Origin of the sequence: Desulfoscipio gibsoniae DSM 7213 (assembly GCF_000233715.2) — a bacterium.
GTDB classification, from domain to species: domain Bacteria; phylum Bacillota; class Desulfotomaculia; order Desulfotomaculales; family Desulfallaceae; genus Sporotomaculum; species Sporotomaculum gibsoniae.
Window position 1 is genome coordinate 402,239 of record NC_021184.1, and the last position, 25,165, is coordinate 427,403.

General features: G+C 47.2%; 22 protein-coding genes. 13 read left to right on the top strand and 9 right to left on the bottom strand.

Going from position 1 to position 25,165, the window contains the following annotated elements; genetic code table 11:
- Positions 1 to 103: 103 nt before the first annotated feature.
- The 3 genes from DESGI_RS02100 to DESGI_RS02110 form a co-directional block, all read right to left on the bottom strand.
- Positions 104 to 553: a sigma-70 family RNA polymerase sigma factor gene (locus DESGI_RS02100; RefSeq protein WP_006524773.1), complete on the bottom strand. Its 450-nt coding sequence runs from the start codon at positions 551 to 553 to the stop codon at positions 104 to 106.
- Between the two features lie 137 nt (positions 554 to 690).
- Complete coding sequence (locus DESGI_RS02105) at positions 691 to 882, bottom strand: helix-turn-helix domain-containing protein (RefSeq protein ID WP_006524778.1); 192 nt, start codon at positions 880 to 882, stop codon at positions 691 to 693.
- Positions 883 to 888: 6 nt separating this feature from the next.
- Complete coding sequence (locus DESGI_RS02110; protein WP_006523532.1) at positions 889 to 1,191, bottom strand: hypothetical protein; 303 nt, start codon at positions 1,189 to 1,191, stop codon at positions 889 to 891.
- Between the two features lie 872 nt (positions 1,192 to 2,063).
- Between DESGI_RS02110 and DESGI_RS02115 the strand changes: the two genes are divergently transcribed.
- Positions 2,064 to 2,885, top strand: coding sequence for a hypothetical protein (locus DESGI_RS02115; RefSeq protein ID WP_162141526.1), 822 nt, complete (start codon positions 2,064 to 2,066; stop codon positions 2,883 to 2,885).
- Between the two features lie 106 nt (positions 2,886 to 2,991).
- Here the strand turns inward: DESGI_RS02115 and DESGI_RS23540 are convergent, their stop codons facing one another.
- Positions 2,992 to 3,558 (bottom strand): cell wall hydrolase, encoded by a 567-nt coding sequence (locus DESGI_RS23540; protein ID WP_083939744.1) that lies wholly within the window; start codon positions 3,556 to 3,558, stop codon positions 2,992 to 2,994.
- Between the two features lie 520 nt (positions 3,559 to 4,078).
- Between DESGI_RS23540 and DESGI_RS02125 the strand changes: the two genes are divergently transcribed.
- Positions 4,079 to 4,660: a calponin homology domain-containing protein gene (locus tag DESGI_RS02125; protein WP_006523529.1), complete on the top strand. Its 582-nt coding sequence runs from the start codon at positions 4,079 to 4,081 to the stop codon at positions 4,658 to 4,660.
- Positions 4,661 to 4,870: 210 nt separating this feature from the next.
- Here DESGI_RS02125 and DESGI_RS02130 read toward each other — a convergent pair whose 3' ends face one another.
- The 3 genes from DESGI_RS02130 to DESGI_RS02140 all read right to left on the bottom strand — a co-directional run bounded on the left by DESGI_RS02130 (position 4,871) and on the right by DESGI_RS02140 (position 7,318).
- Positions 4,871 to 5,533 (bottom strand): hypothetical protein, encoded by a 663-nt coding sequence (locus tag DESGI_RS02130; RefSeq protein ID WP_006523528.1) that lies wholly within the window; start codon positions 5,531 to 5,533, stop codon positions 4,871 to 4,873.
- Positions 5,534 to 5,651: 118 nt separating this feature from the next.
- Positions 5,652 to 6,101, bottom strand: coding sequence for a sigma-70 family RNA polymerase sigma factor (locus tag DESGI_RS02135; RefSeq protein WP_006523527.1), 450 nt, complete (start codon positions 6,099 to 6,101; stop codon positions 5,652 to 5,654).
- Between the two features lie 728 nt (positions 6,102 to 6,829).
- The gene (locus DESGI_RS02140; protein ID WP_006523526.1) at positions 6,830 to 7,318 is read right to left on the bottom strand and encodes a TIGR00725 family protein; all 489 of its coding nucleotides are present in this window, start codon (positions 7,316 to 7,318) and stop codon (positions 6,830 to 6,832) included.
- A gap of 188 nt (positions 7,319 to 7,506) precedes the next feature.
- Here DESGI_RS02140 and DESGI_RS02145 point away from each other — a divergent pair, with 188 nt between their 5' ends.
- A complete protein-coding gene (locus tag DESGI_RS02145) occupies positions 7,507 to 7,968 on the top strand; it encodes a MarR family winged helix-turn-helix transcriptional regulator (protein WP_006523525.1) in 462 nt (153 codons plus the stop codon).
- Positions 7,969 to 8,014: 46 nt separating this feature from the next.
- The gene (locus DESGI_RS02150) at positions 8,015 to 9,130 is read left to right on the top strand and encodes a 4Fe-4S dicluster domain-containing protein (RefSeq protein ID WP_006523524.1); all 1,116 of its coding nucleotides are present in this window, start codon (positions 8,015 to 8,017) and stop codon (positions 9,128 to 9,130) included.
- Between the two features lie 160 nt (positions 9,131 to 9,290).
- Here the strand turns inward: DESGI_RS02150 and DESGI_RS02155 are convergent, their stop codons facing one another.
- Positions 9,291 to 10,112, bottom strand: coding sequence for an inositol monophosphatase family protein (locus tag DESGI_RS02155; RefSeq protein WP_006523523.1), 822 nt, complete (start codon positions 10,110 to 10,112; stop codon positions 9,291 to 9,293).
- 153 nt (positions 10,113 to 10,265) lie between these two features.
- Here DESGI_RS02155 and DESGI_RS22810 point away from each other — a divergent pair, with 153 nt between their 5' ends.
- Positions 10,266 to 13,520: an MBL fold metallo-hydrolase gene (locus DESGI_RS22810; protein WP_006523522.1), complete on the top strand. Its 3,255-nt coding sequence runs from the start codon at positions 10,266 to 10,268 to the stop codon at positions 13,518 to 13,520.
- A 100-nt stretch (positions 13,521 to 13,620) separates the two neighbouring features.
- Here the strand turns inward: DESGI_RS22810 and DESGI_RS02165 are convergent, their stop codons facing one another.
- The gene (locus tag DESGI_RS02165) at positions 13,621 to 13,842 is read right to left on the bottom strand and encodes a hypothetical protein (protein WP_006523521.1); all 222 of its coding nucleotides are present in this window, start codon (positions 13,840 to 13,842) and stop codon (positions 13,621 to 13,623) included.
- Positions 13,843 to 13,988: 146 nt separating this feature from the next.
- Here DESGI_RS02165 and argC point away from each other — a divergent pair, with 146 nt between their 5' ends.
- From argC to DESGI_RS02205, 8 genes are all read left to right on the top strand, one after another.
- Positions 13,989 to 15,032: an N-acetyl-gamma-glutamyl-phosphate reductase gene (gene argC / locus DESGI_RS02170; RefSeq protein ID WP_006523520.1), complete on the top strand. Its 1,044-nt coding sequence runs from the start codon at positions 13,989 to 13,991 to the stop codon at positions 15,030 to 15,032.
- Between the two features lie 36 nt (positions 15,033 to 15,068).
- Positions 15,069 to 16,283, top strand: coding sequence for a bifunctional glutamate N-acetyltransferase/amino-acid acetyltransferase ArgJ (argJ, locus tag DESGI_RS02175; protein ID WP_006523519.1), 1,215 nt, complete (start codon positions 15,069 to 15,071; stop codon positions 16,281 to 16,283).
- A gap of 331 nt (positions 16,284 to 16,614) precedes the next feature.
- Entirely contained in the window at positions 16,615 to 17,502 is an 888-nt protein-coding gene (gene argB / locus DESGI_RS02180) for an acetylglutamate kinase (RefSeq protein WP_041284733.1), read from the top strand.
- A 273-nt stretch (positions 17,503 to 17,775) separates the two neighbouring features.
- Positions 17,776 to 18,966: an acetylornithine transaminase gene (locus DESGI_RS02185; protein ID WP_041285124.1), complete on the top strand. Its 1,191-nt coding sequence runs from the start codon at positions 17,776 to 17,778 to the stop codon at positions 18,964 to 18,966.
- Positions 18,967 to 19,339: 373 nt separating this feature from the next.
- Positions 19,340 to 20,287, top strand: a complete 948-nt coding sequence (gene argF / locus DESGI_RS02190; RefSeq protein ID WP_041284734.1) for an ornithine carbamoyltransferase — start codon at positions 19,340 to 19,342, stop codon at positions 20,285 to 20,287.
- A gap of 189 nt (positions 20,288 to 20,476) precedes the next feature.
- The gene (locus DESGI_RS02195) at positions 20,477 to 21,685 is read left to right on the top strand and encodes an argininosuccinate synthase (RefSeq protein WP_006523515.1); all 1,209 of its coding nucleotides are present in this window, start codon (positions 20,477 to 20,479) and stop codon (positions 21,683 to 21,685) included.
- A 933-nt stretch (positions 21,686 to 22,618) separates the two neighbouring features.
- A complete protein-coding gene (locus DESGI_RS22815) occupies positions 22,619 to 23,185 on the top strand; it encodes a TetR/AcrR family transcriptional regulator (RefSeq protein WP_006523514.1) in 567 nt (188 codons plus the stop codon).
- Between the two features lie 980 nt (positions 23,186 to 24,165).
- On the top strand, positions 24,166 to 24,750 hold the full coding sequence (locus DESGI_RS02205) for a TetR/AcrR family transcriptional regulator (protein WP_006523513.1): 585 nt from the start codon (positions 24,166 to 24,168) through the stop codon (positions 24,748 to 24,750).
- The last annotated feature ends 415 nt before the right edge of the window (positions 24,751 to 25,165 follow it).

Consider the following 25,165-nt stretch of genomic DNA (forward strand, 5'->3'; position numbering starts at 1 on the left):
TAGACCAAAATTCTTCACAACTCCTGTTGAGTAAAGCAATACAAGATTGTACTTTAACTCCCTGCCTTCGGGTACGGGATAATTGTCCGTCCTGGATGAGTCTCTACTTGGCGGTGGGCTCGTCCAGGATAAAATGATGCAACTTGTTTAACGCGCGATTTTTTATGCGATGGACGACAGGCTGTGACACTCCCAGTCCCCTTGCCGTCTCCCGTTCGGTAAATCCATCCAGGATTGTTGCTTTTACCACTATTTGTTCTTGTGGCGTTAACAACGAGAGGGCTTCCTGGATAAAAACCGCTTCCTCCGCGCTAATGGAAACATCTTCAGCGGCAAAGATCGTATCAATCAAACTCAATTCATCGGAATAAGCGTTCTGATCCACCGGACCATTCAAGATCAAAAGCTCGCACTCATCCAACTGCCGGTATTTTTTTGCCAATCTGATCGCTTCGCGACGCAGGCCGGTTAAGAACCAAGCAATCGCCCGGGCTTCCTTCGGATCAAAGACATAATCGCGGGAACCAGACGGTAGTAAAACATCGTCAAGCATAGTGCATCTTCACACCCCCTTTCCTAAAATTGAAATTACCCTCTTACTATATAAAGAGAAAAAAGGAGGCCTTTTTGATACCCCCTTGTCCCAAAAAATTTCTTTTTTTTAGATTTGATTTTTATCCTTTTCTAAAATCAAGCCGGATACTTATGAATCGCGTTCATTAACCAAAAAATCAAATCCGAATAGCATTCATTATAATGATTTGACCAACGGCTATATTTTTTAATCGCCGGATTTAGCTGACCAACCAGTTGAATAAAAGCTTCCTTATCGCCATTTTTAGCCCTGGCAACCAGTTCATGAAACTTTAATCTCCTCTTCAACAGCACTCAGCCTCCCCTCGTTTTTTCAGAATCGCTAAATAATCGGTTATGGATCACCTGCCAACTCCCCATGGCGGAAGCCGCCACTAGTAAGCCGTTAAGGATGCAAAGTGGAAGATTCCTCATTTTAAAGCTCCCCGTTGCGGTATCAACCAAAAAGATAATCCCCTCAGCGACCACCACTACAAGACAACGGGTAGAAAAATGCTTCAAAAAGCCGAGTCTCTTGATGAAGTCAACAATCAAAACAGTCGCAGTCACCGCACCAGCCAAAGTACTAAGAGAGGCATAGGTAAACAGATCTTGCATTCCATCATCACCTCCTTCGCCCAAAAAAACAAAAACAACCCAAAAAAAACGGGTAGGTTACATGAACACTGGCGGCAACTGGGCTAGACATAACACATCACATGCCTCGGAGCATTATAGTTTAATACATCCATATTATTCGACAAACATTTCATAATTTGTGATTTATTTCTAATTTATCTATATGGACGAGCAAAAACCAAAAATATTCCAGAATCTTTTCAATTATTTTTTTCAATTAGACTCCAGCAGCCCATCAATTCAACGTCACACCCGGACGATATCGTTTTGCCAAAAGCTTAAAAATCAAATCATGCTCCGTCGTACCAATCGGTATAAGCAACTATAAAAAACATGCAAGTATTGCAAGCAATTCAAGAGGAGCTAGTACACGTTTTAAGGCACTCATCTTCACCAAAACGTACTTGCTAAACAAGTCCCTTTTTATATAAAGAGAAAATAAAGGATCTTTTTGATAACCTGTTTTGGAAAAAATTTTCCGCAAATAATTTTAAATATTAAAGACATGATTAGTCTTGAATATGTAAACCGGATCATTATGAATATTAATGTAGCTTAATGCTGTTTTTTGTCTAAGAAACTTTTATATTTAATTGTTTAACTTTATTTAGTTTTAGCAATCACAATATTATTAGAATATGGAAAACAAATAGTGGCAAATATCCAGCTCTGGTATGATGGATCATTAGTTAAATTTTATGGAACAATGTAACACATATTTGCGTCTATTAGGTAAATGTATTTTTCCGGGAGGTAATTGTAACCAAGAAAAATATTGTTAGTTGTACCGGTAGAGAGGGGCTTTGGAGGGCGTTGCCTGACGGTGGGTCGTCACTTGAACTGGTTAACAAGTGGCTGATTCTCATTTGGTGGATGAGGTTCTTGATGGAAGGAGATATTATATGAGGAGTTTATTTTCATTGCCCGCACTTCTTTTAATTATCATCATGACTGGATGCTCAGGTATTATTGATAACCAAGCGTTAAAAAACAATAGTGCTTCGCATCAAAAAGAAGAAATATCTGATCATAGTATCTTTGAAAATAATGAGCTATCTATAGGCTTTAATAATGTAAAAATAATTTGCGAAAATAATCACTTAAAAGATGGTTCTACCTGTAAACAACCCGCTTTGCTAATTGATAACGAAAGATATCCTTTGCCTACTGAATATTCAGAGGGAGCTACATTGAGGCTTGGTGATTTTAATCATGACAATAATGTAGACTTATTTATTGTTAATGATTTGGGTGGCGGAACTAATGCATACGGTACAGAAGGTTATCTTTACTCTTTTGATAATAATGTGCCCAATGAAATATTTGCTAGCAACTATGAAAATCCAATAGATTATATTGGCCAAAATATTTCATTTGAGATAAATAAATACAACAAAGATAATTATAATTTCGTAGTTAAGAAAAAAGACAAAGTAATTGGCACAACCAATATATCTCAAGAAAAATTATATACTGATGAAATACCATCGAAAGATGATGTGGGGTATGGAAATATACTGGTGTATAATGTGAGTTATGGAAAGATCGTAGCGCGAGTTGGATTAAGTTTATTTATAACAAATTATGCTGGAGATTTAACTCTTACTTATGATTATATTGATAACAAATTTAAAATTATAGATGTCCAATACGATTATAAAGGCAATGAATAAAGTGAATACATGTTTCCTTTTTCAGCACTTCGGTAGGCAGACACGCCAGGAATAATAAATTGAATAAAGAAAGTGCCCAAAACAGATTTGGGCACTTTATAATAATTTAGTAGCCAACTATTATAAAAAACATAAGATTACCAACCAATATTTTCTTGGTGACCTGCTGCCAACCACTTCCCGGACCCATGTCATAGTACAATTTGCCGTTCTCATTCTTTGTATGCTTATCCCAATAATCCTTCCCTACAAAGAAAAGTTTATCCCCCATGGGATTAGAGTAATTGGATAAATTTTGAGCTATATCTAAACATTTTTTCCATGCAGCACTCCCAAGGCTAGGTTTTAGTACATCATCAAAATTTACATTGCCTTCTGACATAACTTCAAAAGCGTTGTCTTCCAAAATAACATCTCTCACCGTGTTTGGAAAACGGGAGTGCGCTTTCCTATTAGAAACGACATAGGCTACCCCAACTTTTGCACTTGTTATTTCTCCTCTAGCTTCACCATATATTAAACGTGCTAACAAATCGACACTATCACGATTATATAAATCACTTTTTGAATCTAATGGTTCTCCATAATAACTCATTAAAGCAGATTTGGCGTAGTATGGCATACATTGGTAGTGGGAATGTGAGGTGAGCCGAGAGTATAAGTAAGACTCCATGCTCCACTAGCCGGGCGTCTCAGACAACGGGGGAACTAGTAGCCGCATTCCTGAAAATAATACTTTATTTTGATCTATATGAAAAAAAAATATCTATATTCTGGTTATTTCTAAATCACAGCATGTGTGGCGGCTTCCTAAATGCGTTATTAGAATGTTGTCTCTCAATATAATAATATGTTCATGTGTGATCTACTAACCATATAATGGTAAATTATTGTGTTTGAGCAAGATGAATTTAGAGGTTTTGTTGTTAAAGCGCCCTTAAACCACCTTAGCAATTTCCTTATCTAGCAGCAAATGTCAATAATTTATCCTTTATTTCATGGATGTCACTGTAATAAACTGGTTAACCGAACACGAATGAATACTAGGTTTTTTTTAAAAATTGTTGTTTTCTGAAGATGTTGCCTAAATTTCGCATTTAGAGCTTGTATAGGCTTTAAATCTGTCGTAGGTTTACTATTGTCATGCATATGGTTTTTTTATACAATGACAAGTGAAGTAGGGGGGGGTAAATTTGAAACCTTGGGTTTTGCCGATTTGTTTTGCTTCTGTTCTTTTTCTAAATGGCTGTGGTGGAAATATCTCGAATGCTAATACTTCAGTTAATGAGCGATCTATTGCGCAGACTAACAAGTTTATACCTAGTCCAATAGTCCTCTATTCAATTCCAGATGATAAACTTAAACCACCCATCAAAGAACTTATACACTATGAAACAGGAGATGTATCTTCTGCTCCTTTACTTACTTATCAAGAATGGGAAGATAGTGGAGGGCACCAACCTTGGAGAATGGAGCCTTTTTCCGTTCTCCAAGTTGTAACTACCAATTTAGTTCCGGAAAATATCTCAACTAAAGAAAATATGTTGTATAGCTTTAAAAAATCCGGAAATACAGCTGAAAACAAAGATGGTGTCATCATAAAACTGATTAATCCAAAGGATGATTCTTTGAACAATCCTTCGCATGCCTCAAAACTGACTTATAAAATGATTGTTCCACATTTAGGATCCTATGATATTACAGTTCAACAACCACAAGGATCAGTAGATTTCATTATTACTAAAATTGTATTTAATCCCAATTCCACAAATTAGAAAGTCTAAGGAAAATCAATGCTTGGGCGAAAAGAAATGAATGAGTCGGAAAAATTAAAGTTTCACTAAACTGAACCAGGGATTTTGCTAAGAACTTAAATTTATACTATGAAATGAAAATAAAGAGGGGGGCTCTCGCCCCCAGGAATGATTATTTATTACAATATAGACACTAAATTAACAATCTAAAGAAAGTTGCTTTAATGACTCTTACGTAAAACGCCATTGAACAGTTTCACTGCCATAAGCCGGTGAGCTGCACTGATAGTAACTGGAAAGCCCTAAAGCATCCCATGTACCATCTGAGCCGTCGATTCCGCGATCTGGATACTGTGGTACACCTGTTTTGTTCCAGTAATTATCCGTTGTGGTTTTAGGACCTGCATCTTGAATAGGGACAGTTGCCAATTGGTGAGTCCGTGTTGCATAGATGGCAACCGGATGATTACAGAGTCGACTTCTGTCTCCATATGGCAAGGATGCAAATTTCTGTTTCGTGGTGTATTTCTGTCCACAATAAAGTGTTACATTATTGTAATCAGGGTTCAAGCATTCAACTGTCATAGTTACTTGGAACCATACCCCAACAACAATAGATGCTCGATTTTGCTTATTATCAATGGCTGTCAATTTTCGGGAAGAATCAGTTAGACCAAGTACGGATCGAATGGTAAAATAGCCAGTACCCGTACCATTTTGAACATAAATTGATCCAAGTTGATAACCAGTATCGCTAGATGCTGAATTGGCATAAATGGTGACTGAACCAGTGTATCCAGAATTTGTTATCGTTACTTTAAATGATTGACCAGAAATAACACTGCCTGTAAAGTACCCTTCACCAGGTGCGTTTTTACCAACAGAAATATTCATTTAAAATCACCTTTCGTTAAAATTTTTTTTGACCCAAAGCCCAGGAGAAAATATAATAAAATAGCAGCATCCTCCCCTGCCTTCGGGTACGGGATAATTGTCCGTCCTGGATGAGTCTCTACTTGGCGGTGGGCTCGTCCAGGATAAAATGTTGTAATTTGTTCAACGCGCGATTTTTTATGCGATGGACTACAGGTTGTGACACTCCCAGTTCCCTAGCCGTCTCCCGTTCAGTAAATCCATCCAGGATCGTTGCTTTAACCACCATTTGTTCTTGTGGCGTTAACAACGAGAGGGCTTCCTGGATAAAAACCGCGTCCTCCGCTCTAACGGGAACATCCTTGGCAGCAAAAATAGTATCAATTAAGCTTAATTCGTCAGAATCAGCGCCCTGATCCACCGGACCATTCAAGATCAAAAGTTCGCGCTCATCCAACTGCCGGTACTTTTTAGCCAACCTGATCGCTTCGCGACGCAGGCCAGTTAAGAACCAAGCAATCGCCCGGGCTTCCTTCGGATCAAAGACATAATCGCGGGAACCAGACGGTAGGAAAAAATCTTCAAGCATAGTGCATCTTCACACCCCCTTTCCTAAAATTAGAATTACCCTCTTACTATATAAAGAGAAAAAAGGGGGCCTTTTTGATACCCCCTTGTCCCAAAGAATTTCTTTTTTTAAATTTGATTTTTATCCTTGAGCCCCAAAATCCCTGACAGCAACGGGAAGACTGATATGGTTGACTGTGCAGAAGGCAACACCTGACTGCTCGACAGGGCGAGCGAGACCAATCAGACTTCCTCGGGGTCGTAAAGACGAGCATGTTAGATACCGTTATGATGCGTCAACTTGGGAAAACTTACCATCCTTCATACGGGAGTATGGCTGACAAGCGATAATATAGCAAGGGAGCCAAACGATGGGTAGGTAGTCGGATCACTGTTTAGTGTGTGCTTGACAGCCATAGCGTCAGGTGGGTTAAAGTCCCACTGAGCCTCGGATTAGGGGGCTTATATCCAAACCTGGGGGTAATGCCTCAGGGGCCGGGTAATAACCCGGAAGGCAGGGCGCTCATCGTGAGGTGAGGTCTGAAGGGCTTGAGGAGAAGTATCAGGCCGTAATTAATGGGGACTACCCAAGGATGACCGGTCGGCCAAAGACGGGACAAGGTTGAGCCTAATTGTTGAGTTGTATATGCAACATGTTGTAGTTAGTGGTTTTTTCAAGATAAAGAATAACTTTAAAGTACACTCAGGAAGCCTCTGACTCAATATGTGTAAGAGGCTTCCCTGCTTGCTTTAAACCTGCATTATTGAGTTAATAACTTCTATCACTTCCTCCGGGGTGTTAGCTGAGTGCAAAAGGCCGCTTTGATGGTAGGCATTAAATAGATTATCGGCACCAAAATCAAGCAAGATTACCTTTTTGCGATTTTTTAAAGCCAGGGCGATTTCCGAAATGGTGCCGGCCTGCCCCGGCAGGGCCAGTATTACGTGGCTGGAAAGAACATTGATATAATTACGCCCGTCTCCCATGCCGGTGACAATGACGATGTCTATATAACCGGATGAGGACCGGCTGTCCCGGTCGGGTAAAATACCGATGGTTAGACCCCCATTTTCTTTGGCGCCCCTGGCGGAGGCTTCCATAACTCCCGCTGGGCGGCCACCGTTTAACAATACCCAGCCCTTTTGCGCAATCAATTCTCCCAGCCGGTAAGCCATTTGGCAGTGTTCCACCGTTGCGCTTTCCCCGCCACCCATGACGCCGACAATAAACCTGGGCATGGCAATTAAGCTCCTTTAGATAAATAAATTTATTATAGTACAATCATATCAAAGAATCCAACTCGGATAAACTGTAGTCTTGACATCACTTATGGTAAATCTTGCATTAACTGTTGACGTGTGGTCTTATTAACAATATAATGTCAGCATGCAAATAATTACTATGCAAATTAAGAGGTTGAATAGTTATGTATGATCAAACACACCAGTACGGTCCGGAAAAGTATATCTGTTTTAAACTAAGCAAAGTAATGCGCAAGTTGCAGCGGTATTACGAAAGTAACCTGGCCTCTTTTGAAATCACTCCCGTGCAGTTTTACGTATTAAGTGCTCTGTGGGAGAATGACGGCATGAAATTTAAAGAACTGGCCAGGAGCATGAATATGGACGGCTCTACTCTTACCGGTATTTTGGATCGTATGGAGCGCGGTGGTTTTGTGGAAAGAAGAGATGACCCCGAGGATCGCCGCTCCTTGCTGGTTTTTTTAACCCACAAGGCTAAAGAGCATGGCGCGGCCATGATTGAACTGGCTGAAAAATTGGACATGGAGATAAAAGAGCAGTTTTCCCCGGCGGATTTTGAGACTTTTTTAAAAGTGCTGGATGAACTCATCGACACCGACATGGTTTCTTACCACCAATCCTTTTAAAAACCAGGTTTATTTTATTATTAAAAAAAACGGAGGTTTTGCAGGTATGGGACATTTAATAAATGCCAAGGAAGAGGTTTACAGGGCACTGGCCGAGCGTTTAAATGAAAATCCGGTGGGAGCACCGGTTAACGAACTTTTGATGGGGATCTTGTACCGGCTTTTTACGGAAAGCGAGGCACAGTTGGGCGGCAAGTTTCCCCTGTTACCTATGCCGGCGGCTAAAATTGCCGATATTACCGGTATTAAAGAAGCTGAGCTGGTGCAAACCCTGGAAGGTATGGCTGACAAGGGACTGGTGCTGGACCTGCCGCGCAAAAACACCACATATTATATGCTGGCCCCCATGGTGGTGGGTTTCTTTGAATATACTTTCATGCGGGTGCGGGATAACATCAATATGAAGGAACTGGCGGATCTTTTTGAAAGATATTTCTCTAGCCCGGGGGTGCGGGAGGAATTTTTTGGCGGGGATACCAAAATGTTTAAAACCCTAGTTTATGAAAATGTTATACCCGCTGCTGTGGAGACTGAAGTTTTAGACTATGAAAAGGCCTCGGAAATTATTCGTGCTTCGGGTGGCGGCGCGCTGGGTATGTGCTCCTGCCGACATAAGGCTACTCATCTCGGCAAAGCCTGTGACGCGCCTGTGGAAGATGTGTGTACTTCTCTGGGCGGTGCGGCCCGCTGGTTGGTAAGCCGGGGACTGGCCAGGGCGGCCACGGTGGATGAGTTATTGCGGGTGCTGGATAAAACAGAAAAGTTGGGTTTGGTGCACCTGGGTGATAATGTGCTCAATAAACCCGCTTATATATGCCATTGCTGTGGGTGCTGCTGCGGTGTTCTGCGGACCATAACCGAGTCCGGCCTGCAGTCCGTTCACCCCAGTAATTTTATTCCCGAAGTGGATATCGACCTGTGCACCGGGTGCGGCATCTGCGTGGAAAGCTGCCATATCAAAGCCGTTGAGCTGGTCATTGCCGGGGACGGTTCAGAGGTATCAGCGGTACAACAGGACCGCTGCATCGGCTGCGGCGCGTGTGCTTCCGCCTGTCCCACCGGAGCGCTTTCCATGACCCGGCGCACAGTATTGCACGTGCCCCCTGCTAACAAGGGAGAGCAATTTTTGCGAATAGCCAAAGAAAAGGGACGGGTTGGTTAGTTTAGTGGACTGGTGAAGTGGTGCCGGGCATGAAGGCATGTTAGCTAGGCTATTAAAAAAAGTTGGTACTACGATTATACTAATTTTACTAAAACCGCTATCCAAACACCATAATGGATAGCGGTTTTTTAAGGAAGCAAGAGAACCGTCCCCGTGCTTCTTACTTTATCTCATTGTATTCCGGCCATTCCAGGCACTCCAGCAGTTCTTCATGTATTAAACCGTTGGTTGCCGCAATATCCACGGATTCCGTAAGCTGCAGCCGACGTCCGGCCAGGTCGCTTACTGTTCCCCCTGCCTCTTCCACCAGCACCATACCCGCGGCCACATCCCAGGGTCGCAGTGACACTTCCCAAAAACCCGTCAGCCTGCCGCTGGCCACATATGCCAGTTCCAGGGCGGCTGACCCCAGAGCCCGCAGGTTGTTGCAGCGGTCGATAAGCTGTCTGTAGTTGACCAGATGCATGCGAGGGCGATTGGCGATGTTGCCTGGATAGCCTGTCACCAGCAGGCTGCGGTCCAGGGTGGCAATGGAATGGTCCGTATTGATGGGGGAGTCGTTCAGCCGTGCGCCGCCGTCCCGCACAGCTGTGAAGGTCTCGTCCCGCAAGGGGTCGTGCACTACCCCCAACACCGGTGTCCCGTGATGGGCCAGGGCAATGGAAACCGCGCAGAAGGGCAGTCCGAAAACAAAATTGGTGGTGCCGTCCAGCGGGTCTACATACCAAGTCATGGCCCCGCCCGGTTCTCCCGCACAGTTGCCCTGCTGCTCCTCGCCTACCACGGCGTGACTTGGGAAATGCTGCTGAATCAGCCGGACGATGCAGGTTTCCGCCTGCCTATCCACCTCGGTAACCAGGTCGGACAGGCAGGACTTGGTTTCGGTAACCTGGTGGCGGTATATTTTGTCCCTGATGAGCCCGCCAGCTTCCCTGGCTGCCCGGACGGCCAGGCTGAGTTCCTCTTGATACTGCTTAATCACTACTTCCACCTGCTTTGGAATTTTTTATACTATCATAACCCGGCCCCCGTACTAATACAACGTTGTGTGTTCAACCGGCAGGAATCAGCGTATAAGTACAAGAATCTGTATAATTGACAGGAAACAGATAATTTAGATAGTGAGGGAGAAATATTGCGTTATATAGCCCTGGGAGGCGGCAGCGAGGTGGGTGCCAGCTGCAATTTACTCCAGATGGATGGCACTAACATTTTAATGGACGCCGGTATTCGCATGGGCGGTGGTGCAGCAGGCGGACCCGCGGATGCACTGCCGGACCTGGCGCTTTTACAAGAAGCGGGCGGGGTGGCCGCTGTACTGGTATCTCACGCCCACCTGGACCACATTGGTGCACTGCCGCTGGTGCACCGTGCCTACCCTACGGTTCCCATATACGCCACTGCGCCCACGGTGCATTTAATGCGGGTGCTGTTGGCAGATGCCCTTAAAATAATGTCCATCAAGGCTGAGCAGGAATTGGAATGCCCCCTTTACGATCCCGATTTGGTGGCCAGGATGTTTGCCCGGGTGGTACCCGTGCCCATGGGAGGCAGCGTAATGCTGCCCGGGGGTATAAAAGCATCCTTTTTCCCGGCCGGTCATATACTTGGGGCCGCCATGCTCGGGCTGGAAGGGACTGAAGGACGGGTATTGTACACAGGTGACATATCCGCAGGCAACCAGCGCACCATATCCGGTATGGTGGCACCTGATTTTGCGCCCCACCTGCTGGTGATGGAAGCAACTTACGGCAATCGCCTGCATGCCAACCGGCAGCGGGAAGAGAAGACTTTGGCGCAAACCGTGGCGGAAGTGATTTCCTCGGGCGGTCACGCTCTCATCCCGGCCTTTGCGCTGGGCCGTGCCCAGGAGATCATATTGCTCATTTTAGCTCACCAGCAGGCCGGTTTGATACCGCAGTTCCCCATTTGGGTGGACGGTATGGTGCGCAGCATTTGCCAGGCCTACTTGAATTTCCCGGAATTGTTGCGCGGTCCCCTCAAACGGTTTATCAACAACGGGGGCAATCCCTTTTTCCGGGATAAAGGGCATGCCAGGCCGGTAACGGCTACGCCCATGCGGGAAAAAGTGCTCGCCGGCGCCCCGGCCTGTATTATTGCCAGCTCCGGGATGTTAACCGGCGGCCCTTCGCAGTTTTACGCTTCCCGCCTGGTGAACGATCCCCGGCATGCCATTATATTTTGTGGCTATCAGGACGAGGAAAGCCCCGGTCACAAGCTGCTGGGGCTGGCTGATGATCCGGATGCCGCCATTACCCTGGGCGGCGTGGAAACCCGGGTGCGGTGCCGGGTGGATCAATATGGCCTGTCCGCCCATGCGGATGCCGGTGAGCTGGCGTCACTGGCGGCCCGTCTGCGGCCCCGGCGGGTGGTACTGGTGCACGGCGATGACGGGGCCAGGCAGGCACTGTCCCAAACCCTGGCGGACAGCAAACAGTCTGTGTTGACTCCTGAGAATGGCCAGTGGCTGGATTTTTCCTTTCGGCGCAGCCAGCGCAGTAAATTTACCGTCGGCCCTACCCAACGTAGAGACAATGCGGTGCCTGTACACCGGCGCAGCGATCCGCCCGATTTGGGAGTGTTGTGGGACGAGCTAGTGCGCAGGGCGGCCTCCCGCAATAAGCTGTATACGGCCGAAGAGCTGGCCGCCTTATGGTTTAGGGCCGAGGTGACTCCCGAAGAACAGGCACAGGTGGTTGTCATGCTGGAAGACGACCGGCGCTATTTCGCCGCTGATTGGAAGCACCCTTATTTTTACCGCTCCCGCCGGCCGGATCAAGTTGCGGCGGACAGGCAGCGGGAGTCCATTATGCTGGGTGTCCCCCACCTACCGGGCAAGCTGGTTTTGGTGCGGGATGGCAGCGGTGCGGTGCGGGCAGGCATATGCTACGACGTGGATGAACTGGGGTTTTATGCCTGGAAGGTGGGCCGGGAAGGCACCTGGCATCCGGCGGAAAGTTTGTTGGAGGTTGTTGGCCCCTGGTATGAGCCGGGTGCTGCAGAGGGATCTTCATTTAAAAGTGAATCGGACCGGAGTGCTGAACCTCAATTTGAAGGCAAGGCGGCGCTACAAAAAACCAGGCCGGCCAAAGAAAACGGAGCGGTTGAAGAGCAGGGACTGGTGCTGGATGAAAGTGCGGTGCGAGCAGAGCAAAAACAAAGATTGCACCGGTTTTTATTAAAAGTACAGCCTATATCCCGGCAGCTCAAGCCCGGCGAGCTGTGGGAAAAAATGCGAAACCTTGCTGCTGAGCCGGTTAGTGCAGGCCGGCTGCTTACTTTGCTGGGGCTGGATCAAGATATTGAGACACTCACGGCCCTGGCCTGGCGGCTGAATACCCACCCCGATTATTTTACCCGGCAGTTTACCCCCGGGGACGTGCCCCTTTATGCTTGTTGTGCCCATGTGCCCCGGGAACAGCCAGGACTTGATGAGGAAATGATAGACCGGATGGAACAAAACGCTGCGCTGGCCGTGACGGAGAAACTGTTTGGGCCGGAAAGCGGGCTGTACCGTAAGGGGCTGGATTTGCTCAAGGGAGAAATAACGTTGTATTTCCATTTCCCTGCCTTGGCGGGGGCATTGTACGAGCAGCAAATTGAAGAACTGAGCGTTGTTACAGGCTGGTCGGTACGGGTACATCCCGAAGCCCATCACGGTGCTCTGGCCGATGCTGCCCGCCAAATTTTACCTCAAACATGGCAGTTGCTGCGCAATCCCTCCATTCACCGGGAAGATGACCGGGTGAGCGTGCGCTGTGAAATCCCCCCGGGTGAGGAGGGTGCAGCTGTTGAGCTTGTGCGGAGATTTAAAGAGCTAACCGGCCAGCAGCTGGTTATAGAAACCCCCGGCGGTGATGTGTCACTTGGCTTCGGTGGAGCTGTAACCGCGAATGGCGCCGCCGGTGAAATAGACGGTGCTGCCAGCCCTGCGGCTGCCGGACCCGGCGACGCCGCTATGGAAATCAATGCTGCCTATGCAGTCATACGCACTGTGCTGCAACAGGCCGGGGCGGTAGTTTATAAGGTGGGTAAAAAGCGGGATGGCGGCGGCGAATATATAGAGATAAGTTTTATCAGCCCCGATGTGGGGGAGCGGTACCGGGAGCAGCTGGAAGAATTGCAAAAACAAACTGGATGGCCTGTCCGCATCAACCCCAGGCCCAATCAAAATGAAATTAAATCGCAAGTGCGCTCAGCCCTGGATCCCTCCTGGGGATTGGTTAAGGAGCCGGGCTTCTTTGAAAAGGAACGGCTGGTGCGGGTTAAGTTGAAAAATCCCCCGGCCGGTGATGACCCCCGGTGGGTGGCCCTGGTGAATAAAATCAGTACTGCAACCGGATATACATTGGAATGCATAAATATATAACCTTAGACTTGCACAGGGGCGTAGCTGCCTGAACACAATATTGGTTTTGTGTTCAGGCATCATCCGTCCTTGTATACTTTGCATTTAATGCATAACCCGTTTACTGTTGGTTTTTATTTTTGGGTGGTTGCATAATAAGCGGTACCACCCGGGTGTGGAAGGATTCCAACCCTGCATTAATACTGGTCAGTGCTTCGCGCATGGAATTAACGGCCTGACCCAAGTTGTTCAGCTTGCCGGCGGGATCAGGGGTGTTGGCGGCCATCAGCAGCATCAGGGTGACCAAGGGGTGGGCTAAGGGAGTTTGATTATTATTTGGCATACTAACAGGTGCACCTCCTTGTTTTAAATAGATTTTGATCGTTACAGGTAATTTATGAAAAACCTTCTCAATATGTGCAGGAAAACCGTTGTATTATTATTCATGTGTATGTATAATAATTTTATTGCATTTTGGAGGTTGTTTACATGAAGATTAAAGTTGGTATAATCGGTGCCACGGGTTATGCGGGTGCCGAGTTGGTACGCATACTATCGGCCCACCCACAGACCCAACTGGTCTCTTTAACCACCCAGAGTTACGGGGGTAAGTCATTTTGTGAGGTATACCCGCATTTATACAAATATGTGGATCAAAAATGCCGGGAGCTGGATTTGCCGGCCCTGGTCAGTGAAGCCGACGTCATATTTGCGGCCCTGCCCCACGGGCATGCCATACCAGTGGCCCAGGAAGCATTGAGGCAGGGGAAAAAGTTTATTGACCTGGGTGCAGATTTCCGCTTTGATAACCGGGAGGTATATGAGCAGTGGTATAAAGTTGAACATACCGCGCCGGAGTTGCTGGAACAGGCGGTTTACGGGCTGCCCGAGATGCACCGGGATAAAATCAGCTCAGCCTCCCTGGTGGGTAATCCCGGCTGTTACCCAACCAGCGTCATACTGGGGCTGGCACCGCTTTTAACCCATGGTTTAGTGGATACCGGCACCGTGGTGGCGGATAGTAAGTCAGGGGTTTCGGGGGCCGGCCGGGGCTTGTCCCTGGGTGTCCATTTTGCCGAGGTTAATGAAAATTTCCGCGCTTATAATGTGGGCATGCACCGGCACACGCCCGAAATTGAGCAGGAGCTGGGCAAGCTGGCGGGTGAGTCAATGGTGATATCGTTTACCCCGCACCTGACACCCATGAACAGGGGTATTTTAAGCACGGTTTATGCCAAACTAAAGCAAGAGATGACCTTGGAACAGGTGCGTTCTGTATATGAGGATTATTACCGCAATGAATATTTTGTGCGCTTGCTGCCCCCGGGAATACTGCCCCAGACCAAGGCAGTAGCGGGTTCTAACCACTGTGACGTGGTGCCCGTGGTGGATCCGCGCACCGGGCGGGTGGTGGTTATTTCCGCCATAGATAATTTGATCAAGGGAGCGGCGGGCCAGGCCGTGCAAAATATGAACCTGATGTACGATTTGCCGGAAACTATGGGCCTGGATAAACCGGGGTTATACCCGTAGGTTTAGTGAAAACAGTTAGTTTGGAGGAAAGTGAGCATGTCGCAAACAGCATACGTAGAAATTACCGGCGGGGTAACGGCACCCCAGGGCTTTACTGCAGCCGGGGCGGTGGCGGGTATCAAGCACGAAAGAAAAGATGTGGCCCTGGTGTATTCGGACCGGGAGGCTTCCGTTGCCGGGGTTTTTACAACTAATATAGTTAAAGCTGCACCCGTTCTGTTAACCATGGAACATATTAAGGATGGTACAGCCAGGGCCGTGGTGGCCAACAGCGGCAATGCCAATGCTTGTGTCGGTCCCCGGGGGCTTGATGATGCCCGGGCCATGGTAAGCGAGGCCGCGGGACTTTTACGCTTGCCTGCGGAGCAGGTGTTGGTGGCTTCCACCGGTGTAATCGGTCAGCCCATGCCCATGGACAGGGTGCTGTCCGGTGTACAGCGGGCGGTGGCGGAATTAAGCAGAGAAGGTGGCCGTGATGCCGCGGCCGCCATCATGACCACTGACACTGTGGCCAAGGAAGCGGCAGTGACGGTAGAGCTGGGCGGAGTCAAAGCCACCATTGGCGGTATGGCCAAAGGATCGGGGATGATTCACCCCAATATGGCTACGATGCTGTGCTTTATTACCACCGATGCCGCCATTGATTCCGGTTGGCTGCATAAAGCGCTGACCACAGCGGTGGAGCGCACCTTTAACATGATCACCGTGGACGGAGACACCAGCACCAACGATATGGTGGTGGCCCTGGCCAACGGTGCCTCGGGCAACCGGGTGATAAACGGCGAGGATTTAGATTACGCAGCCTTTGCCACCGCGCTGGAAGCAGTGTGTCGCAAGCTGGCCGTGGCTGTGGCCGCAGACGGTGAGGGGGCCACCCGGCTGCTTGAGGTGCAGGTGCAGGGCGCTGCTACCCAGCTCGATGCCCGTTTGGTGGCCCGGGCGGTGGCTTCCTCCAGCTTGGTCAAGGCAGCCGTGTTCGGCAAGGATGCCAACTGGGGCAGGGTCCTCTGTGCCGCCGGGTATTCCGGGGCCGGTTTCGACCCGGATGCCGTGGATATATATGTGGGAGATGTGCAGGTGGCTAAAAACGGCGGGGGGCTGCCTTTCAGCGAGGAGCGGGCCGCCGAGGTGCTGGCCGGTGACCGGGTGGTATTTACCATTGATTTGCACAATGGCGACAGCTGTGCCACAGCCTGGGGCTGTGACCTGACGTATGATTACGTGCGCATTAACGGCAGCTACCGTACTTAGTACGATGCCCATGGTGGGTGCCGGGTGTTGAAAGTTGAAAATCTTAGATGTTAAACTTTAAAACCTGGCACTATCAAGGCGACGAAAGCTTAGAGGAATGGAGCCAATAAGGGAATAAGTGGGCATTGCGTGAAAGCTGAACCAACGCAGAAACGTAAAGGCTGAACTAACGTACAAATTCGAAGCGGATTGCGTGTGAACTTTCGAACAGACTTTAAAATAATAAAATTAATAGCCCAGCTAATGCCATTGTGTTTTTATCCATATATTAAAATTATGCAGTTAGTTTAAGAAAGTTTAAGCCTGACCCCTAAGAAAGGAGGTGGGGAGGGTGCCGAGCCCTATGGAAAAGGCGGGTATTCTGGTGGAAGCCCTGCCTTACATTAAAAAGTTTTACGGTAAAACAGTGGTTATCAAATATGGCGGCCATGCCATGGTTAATTGTGAGTTAAAAAAGGCGGTACTGACAGATGCAGTATTAATGAAATATGTGGGGATGCATCCCGTTATTGTCCACGGTGGTGGGCCGGAAATCACCGGCATGTTGAAAAGAGTGGGCATAGAAAGCAGTTTTATGGGCGGTCTCCGGGTTACGGATGCTGCAACCATGGAAATTGCCCAGATGGTGCTGGTGGGTAAAATCAACAAAGATATCGTAGGTATGATTAACGATATTGGCGGTCATGCGGTGGGCCTCTCCGGTAAGGACGGCAATCTGCTGGTGGCCGATAAAAAAATGGGCCGCGTGCGCAGGCCGGACGGCAGCGAGGAAATGGTGGACATTGGCCTGGTGGGTGAAGTGCGCCAGGTAAACCCCGGTATTGTGGCCACGGTAATTCGGGAAGGCTATATTCCCGTGGTGGCACCGGTGGCCGTGGGTGAGGGCGGCGACAGTTACAATGTGAACGCGGATAGCGCCGCGGGGGCCCTGGCGGTGGCCCTTAATGCCGATAAACTGATTATTCTCACCGACGTAGAAGGTATACTGGCTGATCGCAATGATAAAGCATCGCTGATTTCCACGGTAACCAGGGAGGGTGTGCCCCAACTGGTGGAGAAGGGCATCATCGACGGGGGAATGATCCCCAAGGTTGAATGCTGCATATCCGCACTGCGGGGAGGGGTGGGCACCACCCACATTTTAGACGGCCGGGTGCCGCATTCGGTGCTGCTGGAGATATTTACCGACCGTGGTGTGGGTACCATGGTAACCAACTAACACTTTAGATGGTGCCGGGTGTTGAAAGTTGAACGATTGTATTGCTGGTGTTTGATGTTAAAAATTAATTCCATTGTCCCTGTTGTAAATTCGTGCCGAATTTTGAGTGGTCCCCATAATGAGGTTAATATGGATACCCAATTGATCCATATAGCCCAAATGTGATAGTGTCGTTGGTTGCCGTACACTGACCTGGAAGAAGAGGCGGAGCCTTGGGAAGTAAGAGAACCGTCCCCGTGCTTCCGGGCACTGACCAGAAAGAAGGGCGAGATAGTGAACACCAATGAAATTATGCAGTTAAGTGATAAGTATGTTATGCATACCTACGGGCGCATTGCCATGGCTCCGGTGCGGGGCGAGGGGGCGCTGCTGTGGGATGCTGAGGGTCGGGAATACCTTGATTTTGTAGCCGGTATTGCGGTTAATTCACTGGGGCACTGCCACCCGGCTGTGGTACAGGCGGTACAGCAACAGGCTGCCCGGCTGATGCACGTCAGCAATCTGTATTATATTGAGCCCCAGGCGCGACTCGCTGAGATTTTAGTGGAAAACAGCTGTGCCGACCGGGTTTTCTTTTGCAACAGCGGGGCTGAGGCCAACGAGGGGGCCATTAAGCTGGCCCGCAAATGGGCTAAAAAACAATACGGTCCTGATAGGTATGAAATCATTACCGCTGAAAATTCGTTCCACGGCCGTACCCTGGCCGCTATTACAGCCACCGGCCAACCCAAGTATCAAAAGGGCTTTGAGCCGCTGCCCCAGGGTTTTAAGTACGTTCCTTTTAACGACCTGGAGGCGCTGGCCGGGGCGGTGGGTCCCCATACCTGTGCCATCATGCTGGAACCGGTGCAGGGTGAAGGCGGTGTCCTGCCTGCTGCTGAGGAATATCTGTCCGGCGTACGGGAACTGTGCGACAAAAACGGGCTGCTGCTGATTTTTGATGAAGTGCAGTGCGGCCTGGGGCGCACCGGCAAATTCCTGGCCTATCAGCACTACGGAGTGGAACCTGATATATTAACCCTGGCCAAGGCGCTGGGCGGCGGTTTCCCTATGGGAGCCATGCTGGCCAAAGAGCAGGTGGCCGCGGCCTTTGCGCCGGGAGACCACGCTGCCACCTTCGGGGGCAACCCATTGGCCTGTGCTGCGGGTCTGGCCGCCATGCAGACTACTATAAGAGGCGGAATATTGGAAAACTGTAATCACGTTGGGTCATACTTTAAAGAAAAGCTGCACATGCTGGCCGGCAAATACAGTTTTATCAAAGAAGTGCGCGGATTGGGACTGATGCTGGGTCTGGAATTGGCCCTACCGGGCGGGGATATTGTCAACCGCTGCCGGGAGCGGGGGCTGTTGATTAACTGCGCCAATAATACCGTACTGCGTTTTGTGCCGCCGCTGATTATAACCACTGCAGACGTGGACAAGGCCGTGGAGATTTTAGACGGAGTATTGCAGGAGCAATAAGACACGGGGACGTTTCCCTTGTCTTATTGGTGACTGAAAAAAAAGACGCGGGGACGTTTCATTTGTCTTATTATAGATGACTTTAAAGACACAGAAAGACACCGAGGCATTGTCTTATTTATTGACGACTTAAAGGATAAATGAATAGTACTTGTATTTGTAAAGAAAGACACAAAGACCTTTTCCTTGTCATATAAGTGGCTTCAACGACACAGCGAGACGCTGGGATATTGTCTATTTATCAATGACTTAAGGACCCATATGAATGGTCTTTGCAAATTCGTTAAATTGTAAATCATGCGTAATACTATGTCAATAAATGTTTATGACGAAGTATTGATGAGGTTATCTTAATTGAAAAGCGGTGATATAAATGAACTCTATCCAGGAGACATTAAAGGGGAGGGACATGCTCTCTCTGCATGATTTCACCCCTCAGCAAATTGCCTTTATGCTTGATTTTGCTGCCCAACTAAAACGAATGCAAAAACAGGGCGAGCCCCATGCGCTGCTGCAGGGGCAGACATTGGGCATGATTTTTCAAAAGTCTTCCACCCGCACCAGGGTTAGTTTCGAGGTGGGTATGTACCAACTGGGTGGACATGCCCTGTTCTTAAGCTCAAACGACCTGCAGTTGGGGCGGGGGGAAAGTATTGCCGACTCCGGGCGGGTTTTGGGGCGCTACCTTGACGGCATCATGATCCGCACCTTTGCCCAAAGCGATGTGGAGGAGTTGGCCGAATATGCGTCCGTGCCCGTAATTAACGGTCTTACCGACCTGCTTCATCCCTGCCAGATACTGGCGGATTTGCTGACGGTGCAGGAGCATAAGGGTCGCCTGGCCGGGCTGAAAATGGCCTATGTGGGCGACGGCAACAACATTTGCCACTCGCTTCTATATGGCTGTGCCAAAACAGGCCTTCATATCAGCGTGGCTTCACCGGAGGGCTACCTGCCCCGGGAGGAGATCGTGGCGGCGGCCCGTCAGGACGCCCTGGAAACGGGCGCATCTGTCACTATAACCACCAGACCCGAGGAGGCCGTGTCGGGGGCCGATGTATTGGTCACCGATGTCTGGGCCAGCATGGGCCAGGAGAGTGAACAGCAGGCCAGGATGAAGGTGTTTGCACCTTACCAGATCAATGACCGGCTGGCGGCCTTGGCGGCACCGGATTACATATTCCTGCATTGTTTGCCCGCTCACCGGGGTGAAGAGGTGGCCGCTGAAATAATCGACGGCCCCCATGCGGTGGTGTTTGATGAGGCCGAAAACCGTCTGCATGCCCAGAAGGCCGTAATGGCGCTGCTTATGGGTAAATAAGGGTGAAAAGTATTAATAATAGCAAGGTTTTCCGTATAAAAATGCATTCAGTTCCAGCACTGCTTTAATATGATATTTGCTATGATATTCACGGTATTGTAATATACAGGCTGCCTGTACATGTTTGGCACTTGGCTCTGTAAAGGGTGTCAGTAAGGCCGTTGTTGTATTAAGAAGGGAGTTGGCGATATGAAAAAAGTGGTTTTAGCATATTCAGGGGGTCTGGACACATCCATTATCATACCCTGGCTGAAGGAAAACTATGGTTATGAAGTTGTTGCTATGGCTGCAGATCTGGGTCAGGGAGAGGAACTGGAGCCGCTGCATGAAAAAGCGCTAAAAAGCGGGGCCAGCAAGCTGTACATTGAGGATGTGAAGCGGGAATTCGTCACTGACTATATCTACCCCACATTAAAGGCCGGCGCCATTTATGAAGGTAAGTATCTGCTGGGCACTTCCATGGCCCGGCCGCTGATCGGCAAAAAGCTGGTGGAAATTGCCGAGCAGGAGGGGGCTGAGGCGATAGCCCACGGTGCCACCGGCAAAGGCAACGACCAGGTGCGCTTTGAGCTGGCCGTGAAGGCCTTAAAGCCCGAATTGAAAATAATTGCTCCCTGGCGGGAGTGGGATATTCGCTCCCGGGATGATGCCATTGACTATGCCGAAGCCCGGGGCATTCCCGTGCCTGTAACCAAATCCCGGCCCTACAGCATGGACCGTAATCTCTGGCACCTTTCCCACGAGGGCGGGGCCCTGGAGGACCCGGGCCAGGAGCCGCCGGGAGACGTGCTGCTGCTCACCGTGCCGCCCGAAAAGGCCCCGGACGAGCCCACTTATGTGGAAATATATTTTGAACAGGGTATTCCAAAAAAAGTCAACGGCCGGGAGCTGCCCCCCGATGAACTGGTTATGGAATTGAATAAATTGGGCGGGGCCAACGGTATCGGCATTGTGGACATGGTGGAAAACCGTTTGGTGGGTATGAAATCCCGGGGTGTCTATGAAACGCCGGGGGGTACCATACTCTTCCTTGCCCACCGGGAGCTGGAGCTGCTCACCATTGATCGCATTACCTTGCATTACAAGGAAATGGTGGCCTCCCGCTATGCCGAGCTGGTTTACGACGGGGTGTGGTTCTCTCCGCTGCGGGAGGCGCTGGACGCCTTTGTGGATGTAACCCAGCGCACGGTCACCGGTACGGTGCGCATGAAACTTTACAAAGGCAACTGCACTCCTGCCGGGACCACTTCGCCTTACTCCCTTTACAACGAAGAGCTGGCCACCTTTGGCCGGGACGAGGTATACACCCAGGCTGATGCCGCTGGATTTATCAACCTGTTCGGACTGCCTCTGCAGGTGCGGGCAATTATGGAAAGAAAAGCGGGATTGCGGAAATAGCAAGGAGCGGGGCGGTTAACACGCCCCGCTTATTTTTTTAGTCTGTTATAGCTAAATTATCAATATAGATGGTGCAAAATATAGGCATGATTGTTGATACAAAAAAATGGACATGTAAAAATACAGATTAAACTATTTTGACTATTGACAAATGACAGAATTTTGTTAAAATAAACTTAACAAGCGTTCACTAATTAATGCAATATTGTCCATAACTTTTGTTTTACCAGGGTTGAACCCATGCGGTTGTGCGGAGTGATGTACTATTTAAGGGCTTGGTCAAGAAATAAAACAAAAACAACAAAAAAAGGAGGTGCCTATAGTGGGTTTGCTCACTGAAGGTTGGCATTATGTAAAAGGTTATTTAAGTGAAGTTTTTTTATTATCTATATTCTACAGCATCCTCGCTTCATGGGTGTTGCTGTCCGGGGCAACTTTACCATCACGTGTTCTACGCCGTGGTAGGACATAGGTTTCAGGATGTTATTAAGTATAAATAGACCGCCCCGTCTGTTCAACCTGGTTTTAACTCAACCCGTCGGGAAATCCCCGTCCTAAGCTTGCGAAGGACGGGGATGGAAGGCGGGTTTGTTTCTTAATATGGTAGTTTAGAAAAGTATGAATATTTACAATAAAACAGTGTTCTAGGTCGGTTATTCTGGTACAATATAGTTATGAACTATCTATAGATAAAAAAGCTATCACTCAGTATACTCTCCGGTTCAACTGCAACTGTCCAAAAGAGTCCTAAAAATTTATATTGCCTGAAAGGCGGTGAAATGCCTGGGAACTAGGTTGCGGTAAAGGGTCTACTTGAACCAGGAAGTTATGTAACTTCGTTTATGTTCCTGGTAGTACCTTCCTGAACAAAGCGAAGGGTGGAGTAGCCCACTAACTTATCGGAGATAAAATCCAGTAATTGGAGGGCAAAAATTGGCTGGCCGTAAGGAAGAAATTATTAAAGTAGCTACTGTGCTTTTCAGTAAAAATGGTTATGATAACACTTCAATACGAGAACTTGCCAAAGCTTGTGAACTCAGTGTTGCCGGGCTTTATTATTTTTTTCAAAACAAGGAGGATATTCTTTTCAACATTCTTAACTCTTCACTAGACAGACTTATGCAATATGTGAGCTCTGCAATAAATAAAAATGATAGTCCTCAAACGAACATTAAACGAATTATCGATCATGGGGTACAATGCGTAATGGAAAGTAAAATGGAAATTGGTTTGTTGTTAAAAGAAAGCCCGCGATTAAACCCGGAACAGCAGGTAATCATTAAAAACAATGAAAGAGAGGTAATTCATTTAATAAGAAATGAAATATCCAGACTAAATGATGAAGGGAGTCTCAAAAACTTTAATCTAACTTTCTTAGCTTTTTCAATATGGTCTATTATTAGCTTTTCTCATAACTGGTTTAACCCGGAGGGTCAGCTATCAACAAAAGGATTTGTAACGGAAACAACCGAGTTATTTTTTAATGGTGTTCTTAAATAGCGCCATATTCAGGAAAAATAAAATTAATAATGACAATTCTTATGTCAATTAGCAAATTCGCAGAATTTTACTACAAATTTGCTAATTGAATTATTTTAAAAAAAGTGGCTTCCTTTTAATATGAGGCTACTTTTTTAAGTGATATTATTTTCAAATATATCAATTACTTTTCAATATTCTGAACCATTTTCGTTATTATGACTACTTCACACATTTTTCAAATAATACTACATAACCCTTAGCTTCTAACTTTTTTTTCATGATCATTATTTTTTTCTCCAAAACCCTGCATAAAAACCGAAATTAATGGCAAATTAAAAAGAGTTAGTGGGTCGGATACCTAATGCCCACCAACCGTAAACCCATGATTCTCCATAACGTTCCGTGTCGTACATGGTTAAGGGTATTCTCATGGGAGATCAAATTTTCCTTGACAATCTACACCATTCGCCATTTGGCTTCCTTACTTTTTATCGCTTGTAGGCCATACTCCCATTGTGCATGGAAGAGCAGACGGGATCTCCCGAGTTACCGCATCATACATTGTGGGTGGGTAATACCGATAACAGCCCCATAGGAAACTTCAACGGAGACGACCTGTTTGCCCCGTATGGTGGGAATACATGTCCGGGCTGATTGAAGGCGGGTTGAAAGTGCAAAGTACTTGTTGGCAACTGCGTAGGCCCGGACGGTCTGCCGTTGTTAAAGGATGATGGATATTGGATTTTATTAATCACGTATCTTATTAAGAGAACGGCTGTATGCTGTAAATTTACTGGTACCGCGGGGGTCAACCCTTTGTCTCATACTGGGGCGGAGGGTTTTAATTTTGTACAAGAGAGGTTCCCACCCTCGGGGATGAAGACAGTCGCTTGGAAAAACATTGAATTTTAACATTAGTTTATTGACATTTTAGAATAAGAATGATTAAATGTAATTGGTGCACTAAACATTTGTTGCAATAAGGAGAGTTTATTATTGTGCCTACACCTGAAGAACGTTATGCTGCAATTATTGATGCGGCGGTTCAACTTTTTCGCAAAAAAAATTACCATGGGACCTCAATGCAGGATATTGCAGAAGCGGTAGGAATCTATCGGGGAAGCCTTTATCATTACATTAACAGCAAAGAAGAATTACTATTTCGTATTGTAGAGCGGGCGATATCTAAATTTAGAGAAGTACTATCAAAAATTCAGATGGAGAATCTCACGGCTACCGAAAAATTACACCAGGCTATTTATACCCATGTTCAATATATAGTGAAAGACCAGGCGGGACTTGCCATCCTTCTAGAAGATACTAAACAACTGTCCGAGGAATATCAAGAAAAGATCCGTGATGCACAGAAGCAATATGAGATAATTCTACAGAATATTATCGAGGAAGGTATCCAAAAAGGAGAGTTTAAAGACTTAAATTCAAAAGTTGTCACATATACACTATTAGGTATGATGAACTGGACGTACAGGTGGTATTCGGTAAAAGGGAAATTATCCTCTGAAGAAATTGCAGCAATTATTGAAGATATAATTATAAACGGGCTTTCAAAAAGCAATAATTAACATGAATATTATAATGATTCTAATTTTGGAGAGTATGCATATCCTATCCTGCCAATATTTAAACCACATCGGTTAACGAGGGACGATTACTGTTATGCTTGCATAATAGTCACTGATAACTTAGATTGTATTTGTGGAAGGGGCAGTGGTCGCGCAATTCGTCCGATTCCTTGCCGGTCAAGTTTGCTGAGCAAAAGATTTTATCCATTAAGACTGATAAAATAGAACTGAAGGCGGAAAAGGGCACTAAGTTAGACACGTGAAGATAGCACAAGCTTGTAATAGTAGTGAATGCATTTGGAGGATTCCGTGAACACCCATTATCCCATGGAATTGTTACGTCATTGTTTAAAGGCTATAACCGATAACTCAAGAACGTAAGTTGCAAAGGCAATATATATTAAACAATAAAGAT